At 66.3% G+C, this 13399-nt stretch carries 12 protein-coding genes; 11 read left to right on the top strand and 1 reads right to left on the bottom strand.

Features of this window, described 5'->3' with window-relative positions:
* The first annotated feature begins 29 nt into the window (after positions 1–29).
* The 11 genes from LPZ50_RS13180 (at position 30) to LPZ50_RS13230 (ending at position 12578) form a co-directional block, all read left to right on the top strand.
* The gene (locus LPZ50_RS13180) at positions 30–1313 is read left to right on the top strand and encodes an MFS transporter (protein WP_230661945.1); all 1284 of its coding nucleotides are present in this window, start codon (positions 30–32) and stop codon (positions 1311–1313) included.
* A gap of 165 nt (positions 1314–1478) precedes the next feature.
* Positions 1479–3458 (top strand): acetate--CoA ligase, encoded by a 1980-nt coding sequence (acs, locus tag LPZ50_RS13185; protein WP_230661935.1) that lies wholly within the window; start codon positions 1479–1481, stop codon positions 3456–3458.
* 103 nt (positions 3459–3561) lie between these two features.
* Complete coding sequence (locus LPZ50_RS13190; protein ID WP_230661936.1) at positions 3562–4446, top strand: DMT family transporter; 885 nt, start codon at positions 3562–3564, stop codon at positions 4444–4446.
* Positions 4447–4496: 50 nt separating this feature from the next.
* Positions 4497–5507, top strand: a complete 1011-nt coding sequence (gene ltaE / locus LPZ50_RS13195; RefSeq protein WP_230661937.1) for a low-specificity L-threonine aldolase — start codon at positions 4497–4499, stop codon at positions 5505–5507.
* Between the two features lie 21 nt (positions 5508–5528).
* Positions 5529–6431, top strand: a complete 903-nt coding sequence (locus tag LPZ50_RS13200) for a DMT family transporter (RefSeq protein WP_230661938.1) — start codon at positions 5529–5531, stop codon at positions 6429–6431.
* Positions 6432–6664: 233 nt separating this feature from the next.
* Complete coding sequence (locus tag LPZ50_RS13205) at positions 6665–7663, top strand: tripartite tricarboxylate transporter substrate binding protein (protein ID WP_230661939.1); 999 nt, start codon at positions 6665–6667, stop codon at positions 7661–7663.
* Positions 7664–7721: 58 nt separating this feature from the next.
* Positions 7722–8201 (top strand): tripartite tricarboxylate transporter TctB family protein, encoded by a 480-nt coding sequence (locus LPZ50_RS13210; protein WP_230661940.1) that lies wholly within the window; start codon positions 7722–7724, stop codon positions 8199–8201.
* A 25-nt stretch (positions 8202–8226) separates the two neighbouring features.
* Complete coding sequence (locus LPZ50_RS13215; RefSeq protein ID WP_230661941.1) at positions 8227–9765, top strand: tripartite tricarboxylate transporter permease; 1539 nt, start codon at positions 8227–8229, stop codon at positions 9763–9765.
* Positions 9766–9816: 51 nt separating this feature from the next.
* Positions 9817–10509 carry a GntR family transcriptional regulator gene (locus tag LPZ50_RS13220; protein WP_230661942.1) on the top strand — a complete coding sequence of 231 codons (693 nt, stop codon included), beginning with the start codon at positions 9817–9819 and terminating at the stop codon, positions 10507–10509.
* Between the two features lie 63 nt (positions 10510–10572).
* Complete coding sequence (locus LPZ50_RS13225; RefSeq protein ID WP_230661943.1) at positions 10573–11805, top strand: CaiB/BaiF CoA transferase family protein; 1233 nt, start codon at positions 10573–10575, stop codon at positions 11803–11805.
* Positions 11802–12578, top strand: a complete 777-nt coding sequence (locus LPZ50_RS13230; RefSeq protein WP_230661944.1) for an enoyl-CoA hydratase/isomerase family protein — start codon at positions 11802–11804, stop codon at positions 12576–12578. Before LPZ50_RS13225 ends, LPZ50_RS13230 begins: the two co-directional genes overlap by 4 nt.
* 13 nt (positions 12579–12591) lie before the next feature.
* Here the strand turns inward: LPZ50_RS13230 and LPZ50_RS13235 are convergent, their stop codons facing one another.
* On the bottom strand, positions 12592–13392 hold the full coding sequence (locus LPZ50_RS13235; RefSeq protein ID WP_230661946.1) for an NAD-dependent epimerase/dehydratase family protein: 801 nt from the start codon (positions 13390–13392) through the stop codon (positions 12592–12594).
* Positions 13393–13399 lie beyond the last annotated feature (7 nt).

Raw genomic sequence — 13399 nt, forward strand, 5'->3', positions numbered from 1 at the left:
CCGCAGCCGCCCCGCATGCCGCCGGGCGGCTGGCCGGCGCGCTGAACCCGGGCGTGCGGAGGCGCGAAGTCTGGGCCTGGGCCATGTACGACTTCGCCAACTCGGGCTACACCACGGTCATACTCACTACCGTATTCAGCACGTATTTCGTCAGCGTGGTGGGGGGGCGCGCCGATTGGGCCACCCTGGCCTGGACAGCCGCCCTGTCGCTGTCCTATCTGGCCATCATGCTTACCATGCCGACCCTGGGCGCGCGCGCCGACGCGCGCGCGGCCAAGCGGCGCCTGCTTTTCACCAGCACCGCAGGCTGCGTGCTGGCCACCCTGTTGCTGACGCAGGCCGGGCCGGGCGATGTGTGGCTGGCCCTGGCGGCGGTGGCGCTGTCCAACTACTGCTATTGCATCGGCGAATCGGTGGTGGCGGCGTTCCTGCCCGAACTGGCGCGGCCCGCGGCGCTGGGCCGGGTATCCGGGTGGGGCTGGAGCTTCGGCTATTGCGGCGGCATGCTCACGCTGGGGTTGTCGCTGGCCGCCGTCACATTGGGTGAATCGCGCGGCCTGACGGCGCAGGAATATGTGCCGTGGGTCATCGTCATCACCGCCACGATGTTCGCGCTGGCGGCCCTGCCGTCGTTTTTCCTGCTGCGCGAGCGGGCCGCGCCGCATGCGATTGCCGTGCGCGCGCCCGACATGCTGCGCAGGCTGGCGGCGGCCTGGCGCGATACCGGCGCGCATTATCCCGAATTCCGCCGCCTGCTGATGTGCGGCGCCTGCTACCAGGCCGGCATCGCGGTGGTGGTGACGCTGGCCGCCGTGTACGCCGACCAGGTCATGGGCTTTACCATGCCGCAGATCATGCTGCTGGTGTTCACCGTCAATATCGGCGCCGCCGTGGGCGCGTTCGGCTTCGGGTACCTGCAAGACCGCATCGGCCACAAGCGCGCCCTGGCCATGACGCTGGCCGGCTGGATCGTGATGGTGCTGGTGGCCTATGCCGCCGTCACGGTGCCGGTGTTCTGGGTGGCGGCGGTGCTGGCGGGCCTGTGCATGGGCACCAGCCAGAGCGCCGGGCGGGCCATGGTGGGCGCGCTGGCGCCCCCGGGCCGACTGGCCGAATTCTTTGCCCTGTGGACCTTCGCCGTGCAATTGGCCGCCGTGGTGGGGCCCTTGACCTACGGCCTGGTAACCTGGCTGACGGCCGGCAACCATCGCCTGGCCATCCTGGTGACCGGCATTTTCTTCGTGGGCGGCCTGGCGCTGCTGGCCCGCGTCGATGTGCGCGGGGGCCTGGCCCGCCGCGCGCGGGAGGGCTGAGGCGGGGTGCTGCGGCCGGCTGGTATTCTTAGGCCTTGGCCGCACGAGTCTGGCGCCGCGGGCCGCTCCAGCCCGCGGGCGCCGTAAGGTGCTCGTAAGAGCGCGGCGATACGGTTGGGTATAGCAGTTGCAGGCATGCCCATAATCATGAATCCGGAGACAACCATGTCCAATACCATTGAATCCGTCCTGGTCGAAACGCGCGTGTTTCAACCGCCCGAGCGCGCCGTGCAAGGCGCGCGCATCGCCAGCATGGATGCCTACCGCGCGCTGTGCCAGGAAGCCGAACAGGACTTCGATGGCTTCTGGACGCGCCAAGCGCGCGAAAACCTCACCTGGATCAAGCCGTTCACGCAAGTGCTGGACGAATCCGAGGCGCCGTTCTACCGCTGGTTCGGCGACGGCGAACTCAACGTGTCGGCCAACTGCCTGGACGTGCACCTGGACAACGGCAATGCCGACAAAACCGCCATCATCTTCGAATCCGATGATGGCAAGGTCGACCAGGTTACCTACCGCGAACTGCTGGCTCGCGTATGCCGCTTCGCCAATGGCCTGAAGTCGCTGGGCTACAAGAAGGGCGACCGCGCCATCATCTACATGCCCATGTCCATCCAGGCGGTGGTGGCCATGCAGGCCTGCGCGCGGCTGGGCGTCATCCATTCGGTGGTGTTCGGCGGCTTCTCGGCCAAGAGCCTGCAGGAACGCATCGTGGACGTTGGCGCGTCGCTGGTGATCACGGCCGACGAACAGGTGCGCGGCGGCAAGACCATCCCGCTGAAGCCGGCCGTCGAAGACGCCATCGCCATGGGCGGCTGCGATGCGGTAAGCAAGGTCATCGTGTACAAGCGCACCGGCGGCAATGTGGCCTGGCACGATAGCCGCGACCTCTGGATGCACGACGTCGAGGCCAACCAGCCCGACACCTGCGAGCCGGTGGCCGTCAATGCCGAGCACCCGCTGTTCATCCTGTATACCTCCGGATCCACCGGCAAACCCAAGGGCGTGCAGCACGCGTCGGCGGGCTACCTGCTGTGGGCATTGCTGACCGTGCAATGGACCTTCGACGCCCGCAAAGACGACATCTACTGGTGCACGGCCGACGTGGGCTGGGTCACGGGCCACACCTACATCACCTACGGCCCGCTGGCCGCCGGCCTGACGCAGATTGTGTTCGAAGGCGTGCCCACGTACCCCAATGCCGGCCGCTTCTGGGACATGATCGCGCGCCACAAGGTCACCACCTTCTACACCGCGCCCACCGCCATCCGCTCGCTGATCAAGGCGGCCGAGGCCACGCCCGATGTGCATCCGCGCAACTATGACCTGGACAGCCTGCGCATCATCGGCACGGTGGGCGAACCCATCAACCCCGAAGCCTGGGTCTGGTACCACAAGAACGTGGGCCGTGAGCGCTGCCCCATCGTCGATACCTGGTGGCAAACCGAAACCGGCGGCCACATGATCACGCCGCTGCCGGGCGCCACCCCCACCAAGCCGGGGTCGTGCACCTTGCCGCTGCCCGGCGTGGCGGCGGCCATCGTGGATGAAACCGGTGGCGACGTCGAACAGGGCAATGGCGGGTTCCTGGTGGTGAAGCGCCCCTGGCCCGCCATGATCCGCACCATCTGGGGCGACCCCGAGCGCTTCAAGAAAAGTTATTTCCCGCCCGAGCTGCGTGGCTACTACCTGGCGGGCGACGGCGCGCAACGCGATGCCGACGGTTATTTCTGGATCATGGGCCGCATTGACGACGTGCTGAACGTGTCGGGGCACCGCCTGGGCACGATGGAAGTCGAATCCGCGCTGGTTGCGCACGAACTGGTGGCCGAGGCCGCCGTGGTGGGCCGCCCCGACGACACCACCGGCGAAGCGGTGGTGGCCTTCGTGGTGCTGAAGGGCGCCCGGCCCGAGGGCGACGAGGCCCAGGCCATCGCCAAGAAGCTGCGCGAATGGGTGGGCAAGGAAATCGGCCCCATCGCCAAGCCCAAGGACATCCGCTTCGGCGACAACCTGCCCAAGACCCGCTCGGGCAAGATCATGCGCCGGCTGTTGCGCGTCGTGGCCAAGGGCGAAGAAGTGACGCAGGACGTTTCCACGCTAGAGAACCCCGCCATTCTCGACCAGTTGTCCAAGCCGGTGTAATGCCGTTGCCCCGCGCACCGTTCCAGGCGCGCGGGAGTATCATCGGTGGCGCCTGTCCCGGTTGAGCCGGGCGGGCGCTTTTCTTTTTCTTGATGAGTTTTCCGTGAGCCGCAGCAATTTCGATCGCCTAGGGTTGGCCTTGATGCTTACCACCATTCTGGTGTGGGCGGGCAGCTGGATATCGATGAAGCTGGTGGTGCCTTACATAGGGCCGTTCCAGGTCGTGGCCTTGCGCTACCTGTCGGGCAGCCTGGTGCTGTTCGGGTTGCTGGTGATCCTGCACAAGCCGCTGGCGATGACGCCGTGGCAACTGACCCTGTTGACCGGCCTGACGCAGACGGCCGGGTTCCAGATCCTGGTGCAGATCGCCCTGGGGAGCGGCGGGGTGGGCAAGGTGTCGCTGCTGGCGTACACCATGCCATTCTGGGTAATCGCGTTTGCCTGGGCCTTGCTGGGCGAGCGGCCGACCTCTCGCCACGGGGCAGGTATCGCCTTGGCGGCCGCCGGCCTTGTGTGCTTCCTGGAGCCCTGGGGCGGCATGGGCGATCTCGCGCCGGTGGCGCTGGCCCTGGGCGGCGGCCTTTGCTGGGGCCTGGGCACGGTGCTGTCCAAACGCATGTTCGACCGCCATGCGCCCGATCTGATGACATTCACCGCCTGGCAGATGCTGATGGGCGGCCTGCTGTCGATTCCCGCCGCGCTGTGGGTGCCGCACGTCCCCATCCAGTGGGGTTGGCAGCTATGGGCCGGCATGCTCTACATTGTGCTGGTCGCCACCGCGGTGGGCTGGCTGTTGTGGCTGGCGGTGGTGCGGCGTGTGCCGGCCTCGATCGCGGGCCTGTCCAGCCTGGGGGTACCGGTCGTGGCCACCTTGCTGGCATGGCTGATTCTGGACGAACGGCCGACACTCGTGGAGATTGCCGGCATGGCACTCATTCTGGGGGGCTTGTGGGTCGTGAGCGGCGCGCGGGCCAGGCAGGCGGCATAGTTTGTCCGGCAGGCATGGCCCGCCGGCGTATGAAATTATCTGGAGCGTTCATGATCGATTTACGCAGCGATACCGTCACGCGGCCCACGGCCGCCATGTTGCAGGCCATGGCTACCGCGCCTGTGGGCGATGATGTGATGGGCGACGACCCCACCGTGCAGCGCTTGCAGCAGGCCGTGGCCGAGCGCGCGGGCAAGGAAGCCGGCCTGTTCTTTCCGTCGGGGACGCAAAGCAACCTGGCCGCCCTGATGGCGCACTGCGGCCGCGGCGACGAATACTTGGTGGGGCAGCAGGCCCACACCTATAAATACGAAGGCGGCGGCGCCGCCGTGCTGGGCAGCATCCAGCCGCAACCCATCGAACACGCCCCTGACGGCACACTGCCGCTGGACAAGCTGGCCGCCGCCATCAAGCCCAAGGGCGACCCGCACTTTGCCCGCACTCGGTTGCTGGCGCTGGAAAACACCTTCCAGGGCAAGGTGATCCCGGCCGGCTATATCGACCAGGCGGCCGCTTTCGCGCGCCAGCACGGTCTGGGCCTGCATCTGGACGGCGCGCGCGTATTCAACGCGGCGGTGGCCTCGGGGCGCCCGGCGCAAGACGTATGCGCGCCTTTCGACAGCGTGTCGATCTGCTTCTCCAAAGGGTTGGGCGCGCCGGTGGGGTCGGTGCTGGTGGGCAACCGGGCGCTTATCGATGAGGCGCGCCGCTGGCGCAAGGTATTGGGGGGCGGCATGCGGCAGTCGGGCGTGCTGGCCGCGGCCTGCCTGCATGCGCTGGAAAACCATGTCGATCGCCTGGCGCAGGACCACGACAACGCCCGCCTGCTGAGCGAAGGCCTGGTGGGTATAGAAGGGGTGCGTGTGCTGGCACAGAACACCAACATGGTGTTTGCCGAGTTTCCCGCCGCGCATTGCGAGGCGCTGTCGCGCGCCCTGCAGGAGCAGGGCATCCTGATGCGCGCGGTGTACGGCGGGCCCACCCGCCTGGTCACCCACCTGGACGTGTCGCAGGACGACATCCGCAAAGTCGTTGGAGCGCTGCGTGGGTATTTTTCCTGAGTCGCTGACAGCCGTCCGGGCATGACGCCGGCGCGCAACCTGACGGCCGGTTCCACCCCGCTGGCCGGCATCGCCTGTGTGTCGGCCGGCATCATGTTCCTGACGTTCAGCGACGCGCTGGCCAAATGGGTGGGCGCGTATTACAGCCCGGTGCAGATCCTGTTCCTGCGCGCGGCTATCGCCCTGCCGTTCGTGTGGGCGCTGGTCCTGGCCCTGGGAGGGCGGCGGGCGCTGCGTACCCGGCACCTGGGCCTGCACCTGGTGCGCGGCGCCCTCAATATTGTGTCTGCCACGCTTTTCTACCTGGGCCTGCAGGCGCTGCCGCTGGCTGAAGCGTCGGCTATTGTTTTTTCCGCGCCGCTATTCGTCACCGCCTTGTCGGTGGTGCTGTTGAAGGAACGCGTGGATGGCCAGCGCTGGCTGGCCGTGGCGGCCGGTTTCGCCGGCGTGCTGGTCATCGTGCGCCCGGGGTCGGCCAGCTTCCAGGTGGCGGCGCTGTATCCGCTGGCCACGGCGGTGCTGTATGCGGCCATGATGCTGAGCGCCCGCGCCATCGGCCGGGCCGAAAGCATGCTGACCACCATGTTCTATATCGTGGCTGGCCAACTGGTCTGCAGCGCAGTGGCGGCGCCGGCCTTCTGGACGCCGTTGCAGGGGGAGCACCTGCCGTATTTTGCCGGCATCGCGCTGTTCAGCACGCTGGGACTGACTTTCATCACGCAGGGCTTTCGCATCGGTCCCGCGTCGGTGGTGGCGCCGTTCGACTACAGCGGCCTGCTGTGGGCGTCATTGCTGGGCTGGCTGGTGTGGCGCGACGTGCCCGACCTGCAGGATTGCCTGGGCGCGGTGTTCATCGTGGGCAGCGGCATTTATATCGCCTGGCGCGAAGCGCGGCCGGCCGCGGAACGCCGTCATAGGCGCTGAACGCCAGGCAGGCCAACGCATTCAGCCCCTGATCCTTAGCGTGCATGGGCCCCGTTCGGGGCCCTTTGTTTTGGACGCCGCATTGCCTCGTCATGGAAAACCCTAAAAAGAATAAAGAATAATGAATGCATTATTCATATATCATGGACTGACACAAGCGATGGCGGATGCATGCATATCCGCTGCGAAGCCCGCCGTACCAGCGGCGGCACTATCCATCTTCTGGAGAGACAATGAACACGACACAGTTGTGGTCCGTGGGTTTGGTGGCATGCGCGGCGCTGGCCGGCACGGCGGCACAGGCCCAGCAAGCCTGGCAACCGGAGCGCCCCATCGAATTCGTGGCGTCGGCGGGAGCAGGGGGCGGCACCGACATCTTTGCGCGCGCCATCCAGTCGGTCATCACCAAGAACAAGCTCACTGAAGCGCCCATCATCGTCACCAACAAAGGCGGTGGCAGTGGCGCCGAAGCCTATATCTACGCCAAGGGCAACGCCGGCGACCCCTACAAGGTGTATTTCGGCACGCAAGAAGTCTATGTACTGCCTATCGCGTCCAAGCTGTCGTACAGCGTCAGCGATGTGACGCCCGTGTCGACCATGATCTTCGACCCGTTCCTGCTGTGGGTGAACCCGGAATCGGGCATCAAGGATGTCGCCGGATTCATCCAGCGCGCCAAGCAGGGCGGCATGAAGGTAGGTGGCGCGCGCGCCAAGGAAGCGGATGAAACCCTGGTGTCGCAGATCCAGAATGCTATCGGCGCAAAGTTCATCTACATCCCGTTCCGCAGCGGCAGCGAAACCTCCGTCCAGCTGGCAGGCGGCCATATCCAGGCCAACGTCAACAATCCCAGCGAAAGCCTGGAGCAATGGCGCGCCGGCAAGCAAAAGCCGCTATGCGTGTTCAGCGCGGAGCGCATGCCGGGCAAGGAAAAAGTCACGGCCACCGAATCGTGGTCCGATATTCCCACCTGCAAAGAGGCCGGGCTGGATGTGCCGGTATTCGAGCAGCCGCGCATGATGTGGCTGGCCGCCGGCACGCCGCCCGATGCGGTGGCGTACTACCGGGACCTGTTCAAGCGTGTCAGCGAGTCGCCGGACTGGCAGGCCTACGTGGCCCGCGCCGCGCAGATACCGCGCGTGATCACGGGCGATGCCCTGTCCAGCTTCGTCAAGCAGGACCAGGCACGCTACGCGGGTATCTATACCGAGAACGGCTGGGCCAAGAAGTAGGTCCAGGACGGGCGGCGCGGCAGCGCGGCCGCCCGGTTCCACCCAGGAGATGACGACGATGATTTCCCGCTACGCCATGGAAGTGGTGGTGGCTTGCGCCACGGCGGCGGCGGCCGTTTTGATCGGCTGGTCGTCCCACGAATTGGGCATAGGCTGGAGCGACGCCGGGCCGGAATCGGGGTACTTCCCGTTCTACATCAGCGTGCTGCTGTTGCTGGGCAGCCTGGGCTCGCTGGCGCGCGCCGTGGCCATGCGCCGCCGGCTGGCCCAGCCTTTCATCGCCCCCGGCCATGCGGCCGCGGTCGCGATATTTGCGCTTACCCTGCTGGGCCTTGCCGTGTTGTGCACTGTGGCGGGCATGTATCCGGCAGTGGCGGTATATCTGGCGGCGCTGACCTGGTGGCGCGGCGGCCTGGCGCCATACAAGGCTGCAGCCCTGGGCGGCGGCGTGGCGGCCTTTCTGTTCGTGGCCTTCGAATATGCCTTCCAGCTGCCTTTGCCGAAGGGGCCTTTGCTCAACTTGTTGGGTATCTACTGAGTTCCGGTTCACAGGATATCGTGTGATGGGTAATTTCAACGAGCTGCTGCATGGTTTCGGTATTGCGCTGACGTTCCAGCATGTGCTGATCATCGTTGGCGGGGTGCTGCTGGGGTTGGTGGTGGGGGTGCTGCCGGGCCTGGGCGCGCCCAACGGCGTATCGCTGCTGTTGCCGCTGACGTTCACCATGGACCAGGTCAGCGCCATCATCCTGCTGACCAGTATGTATTGGGGCGCGTTGTTCGGCGGGTCGACCACGTCCATTCTGTTCAATATTCCAGGCGAGCCGTCATCGGTGGCCACCACCTTCGACGGCTACCCCATGGCGCGGCGCGGGCAAACTGCACGAGCCCTGACGCTGGCGTTCGCCTCGGCGGGCTTCGGTGCACTGAGCGGCGTGGTGGTGATCACCTTGCTGGCCAACTGGATGGCGTCCTTCGCCCTGCAGTTCGGTCCGGCCGAGTACTTCGCCGTGTACTTCATGGCGTTCGCCGGCTTCATCGGCATGTCCAGCAATGGCGCCTGCAAGACGGTGGTGTCGATGATGCTGGGCTTTGCCTGCGCCACCGTGGGCATCGACACGATTTCGGGCAGCGCCCGCCTGACGTTCGGGCTGGATGAGCTGATCTCGGGAATCAGCTTCTTGATAGCCGTGATCGGGCTGTTCGGCCTGGGCGAACTGCTGATGACCATCGAGGAAGGCACCAAATTCCAGGGCGCCAAGGCCCGCATGCCCTTGCGCGAGATATGGGCCACCCTGGCCGAGATCCCGCGCTACTGGCGCACCGTCATCCGCAGCACGCTGATCGGGTGCTGGATGGGCATCACGCCAGGCGGGCCCACAGCGGCATCGTTCACCAGCTATGGCATGGCGCGGCGCATGTCGCGCAACGGCGACAAGTTCGGCCAAGGCGAACCCGAGGGTATCGTGGCGCCGGAGGCGGCCGATCATTCCGCGGGTTCGTGCGCCTTGCTGCCGATGCTGACGCTGGGGATTCCCGGGTCGGCCACCGCGGCCGTCATGATGGGCGGGTTGATGATCTGGGGCCTGTCGCCCGGACCCATGCTGTTCAGCGAGCGTCCCGACTTCGTCTGGGGGCTGATCGCCAGCATGTACATGGGCAATGTCATCGCCATGGTGCTGGTGCTGGCCACCGTCCCCCTGTTCGCAGCCTTTCTTCGCATTCCATTCAAGGTGATCGGCCCCATTATCGCGGTGGTCTGCCTGACCGGGGCGTTCACGGTCGCCAGCAAGGAATTCGATATCTGGCTGGCCCTGATATTCGGCGCGGCCGGCTACGTATTCAAGAAACTGGACTATCCGCTGGCGCCATTCGTGCTGGCGATGGTGCTGGGCGACAAGGCCGAAGACGCTTTCCGCCAGGCCATGCTGTCTTCCGGCGGGCAGGCCGGCATTTTCTGGGCCAACAAGCTGGTGGGCACCATGATGGTGGTGGGCATCCTGCTGCTGGCCGTGCCGGTCGTGGCGCCATTGTGGCGCCGGCTGGTGCATCGCGGCAAGCCGGCGGGCACGGCGCCAGCCGCGGTGGCGAAAGAGGGTTGATACCGCCAGGCGGCGCGGTAACGTATCGGTTTCCATCGGATCGAACCCATTATGGACCACCCCGACACCTCAGAAAAAATCGTGCGCGTCAGCCTGCATGACACGTTGACCGCGAATTTGCGGGCGCTGATCATCCGGGGCGAGCTCAAGCCTGGCGATAAAGTGCCCGAACAGGCATTGTGCAAGCGTTTCGGCATATCGCGCACGCCCATGCGCGAGGCCCTGAAAGTACTGGCATCCGAAGGCGTGCTGCAATTGCTGCCCAATCGTGGCGCCATCGTGGCCGTGTTGCGCGAAGACGAAGTCGAGCAGCATTTCCCGGTAATGGCCGCGTTGGAAGCCGTGGCCGGGGAAACCGCATGCCGCCGGGCTACTCCGGATGATATCGCGCGGGTACGCGCCATGCACGACACCATGCTGGAGCACTATCGGGCCGGCGACGAAGTGTCGTACCTGAAGTACGGCCGCGCGATCCACTACGCGTTCTTCGAAATCGCCGACAACGCGGTGCTTACCAGTTTCTATGAACAGATCCTGATGCGCGTGCATCACGCGCGCTACGTGCGCCGCAAGTCGCAGGACAACTGGGACCGCGCCGTACGCGAACACGAGGCCATTATCGAGGCCTTCGAGGCGCGCGATGCCGAACGCCTGGGCCGGCTGCTCAAGGCGCACGTCGCGGGCACGGTCGTGAATATCGCCAAGGAATCCATTCAGCGCGACCAGCCGCCCGCCCAGCCTTGACCCTGCGGACGGCCGGCCGCGCGGCAACGCCGCCATCCCGGCACCAGAAGCGAGAACCTCATCATGAATCAAGCCAAGTCCACCGCATCATCCGCAATTTCCCGTCCGCAGCCGCTGGCGGGCGTGCGGGTCATCGACCTGACGCAAGTGATGGCCGGCCCATACTGCACCATGCTGCTGGCCGACATGGGGGCGGACGTCATCAAGGTAGAGCCGCCCAACACCGGCGACCAGACCCGCGGCGCGATGGGGTTCAAGATGAAGGGCGATGACAGCCTGGGCTTCATGAACCTGAACCGCAACAAGCGCAGCATCACGCTCAACCTGAAAAGCGAGGCCGGGCGTGCGGTATTGCTGCGCCTGGTTGAGCAGGCCGACATCCTGGTCGAGAACTATCGGCCCGGCGTGATGCAGCGCCTGGGCCTGGGGTACGACACGCTGCGCGAGATCAACCCAGGCCTGGTGTATGCCAGTATTTCGGGTTTCGGCCAAAGCGGCCCCTGGTCGCAGCGGCCGGGCTACGACCTGATGGCCCAGGCCATGTCGGGCGTGATGAGTGTCACCGGCCATCCTGGCGGGCCGCCGGTCAAGGCAGGCGTGCCGGTGGCCGACATCGGCTGCGCCCTGTTCGCCACCTACGCGGTGCTGTCCGCTTATATCGGCAAGACGCGCGGGGGAGACGGCCAGTTCATCGACGCATCGCTGTTCGATTCGGCGATGGCTTTTTCGGTATGGGACATTTCGGAATACTGGGGCACGGGCAAGGTGCCTACGCCGCTGGGTACCGCCAACCGCATGAGCGCACCGTACCAGGCCGTGGAAGCCTCGGACGGCTATTTCGTGATGGGCGCGACGAACAACAAGCTATGGAAGCTGCTGTGCGACACCATCGGCCGGCCCGAGCTGCTGGACGATGCCCGCTTCAAGGACATTGCGTCGCGGCTGGCCAATCGCGAGATCCTGATCGAAGAACTGGAACAGACTTTCCGTACCCGCACGCGCGCCGAATGGACTGAGGCGCTGCTGCAGGCGGGCATTCCGGCTGGCCCCATGCAGAGCTACCCCGAGGCCTTCGAAAGCGAGCATGCCCGGCACCGGGCCATGCGGCTGGACATCGCGCATCCGGTCGAGGGGTCGATTCCCAATATCGGCTTCGCCGTGAAATTGTCCGGCACGCCGCAGCAGGTGCGCATGCCGCCGCCGTTGCTGGGCGAGCATACCCAGTCGGTGCTGGCCGAACTGGGTATCCAGTCGGCCGAGCTCGAGCAACTGCAGGCGTCGGGAGCATTCGCATGAGTCAGGGAAAAGTCCACCTCGCCGTCTCCGACGGCATCGCGGCCATCGTGTTCGACCGGCCGGAAGCACGCAACGCCATGACCTGGGTCATGTACGATGAATTGGCCGCCATCTGCCAGGCCTTGCGCCAGCGCGACGACATCCGCGCCGCCACGCTGCGCGGCGCGGGCGGGCAGGCTTTCGTGGCGGGTACGGATATCGAGCAGTTCCTGGCCTTCGAGTCGGGCGACGACGGTATCCGCTACGAGGCAACCATCGACGAACGTGTGCAGTTATTGGAGAGCCTGCCGTTTCCCACCGTGGCGGTGATCGATGGCTATGCCATCGGCGGCGGCCTGGCCATGGCGGCGGCCTGCGATTTCCGTGTGGCTACGCCCGGCGCCACCTTTGGCGTGCCCATCGCCCGTACTCTGGGCAATTGTTTGTCCAGTGCCAATACGGCCCGTGTGGTGGCAGGTTTCGGCGCATCGCGCGCCAAGCGCATGTTGCTGTTGGCCGAGACCATCGGCGCGGTCGAGGCGCGTGATTGCGGGTTCGTGCACGATGTCGTCGAGCCGGATGCCCTCGATGGCAAAGTGGCGGCATTGTGCCAGCGGCTGGCGGGCAATGCCCCGCTGACGATCAAGGCCGCCAAGGAAACCATTCGCCGGTTGACGGTGGACGGGCTGCCCCGCAACGACGACTTGGTGCGTGAATGCTATGGAAGCCGCGACTTCCGTATCGGCATCGAGGCCTTCCTGGCCAAGCAGCGCCCGGGCTGGACCGGCCGCTGACAGTGGCCGGTGTTCAGGCCAGCAGCGCCGCGTAGCCGGCCCGCGCGTCGGGCCACTGCAGTACCAGCCCGCTGGAGCGAAGGCGGGCGTTGCTGAGCTTCTTGCTGCCTACATGGGCGGGCGCCGGCCCTTCGGGCGGCTGTGGCGCGCCGGCCAGATGGGCCAGGTAGGCATACAGTTCGTGCAGGGGCAGGGGGGTGTCGTCGCAGCCGACGTACACGTCATCGACCTGTGGCAAGGCCAGCAGGTGCGCGGCCGCCGCGGCGGCATCGTCGATATGGATGCGGTTGGCCCAGTGCGGCGGATGGCGCGGCGCACGGGCGGTGCCGGCGCGCAGGCGTTCGAGCAGTTGCAGGCGTCCGGGGCCGTACAGGCCCGCCAGTCGCAGGCTGGCGGATGACACCGGTTGCGCGGCCAGCCAGTTTTCGGTGTCCAGCAAAATGCGGCCATTGAAACCGGCCGGGTTGGTGGGGGTGGTTTCGTCCACCCAGCCGCCATGGTGTTCGCCATAGACCGCGCTGGATGACACGAACAGTACGCGCTGCAGCGCGGCGGTATCCAGCGCGCCCATCAGGGCGGGCAGGCCGGCGCGGAACACGGCCTGGTACACGGCGGGGTCGCGCGCGCCAGGGGAGGGCAGATAGGCCAGGTGGGTAATGCCGGAAGGCAGGCCCTGCAGCGTGTCGGGGCGGGTGAGATCGCCCCGCAGCCACTGGATGCCATCGCCATCGCCATCGCCATCACCATCGGCGCTCGGCGGCTGGCGCCGCAGCGCCCAGACTTCGTCGCCGCGCGCCAGCAGGCGGCGCGCCAGGCGGGTG

This window comes from Bordetella petrii, from assembly GCF_020991325.1.
GTDB classification, from domain to species: Bacteria; Pseudomonadota; Gammaproteobacteria; order Burkholderiales; family Burkholderiaceae_B; genus Bordetella_A; species Bordetella_A petrii_E.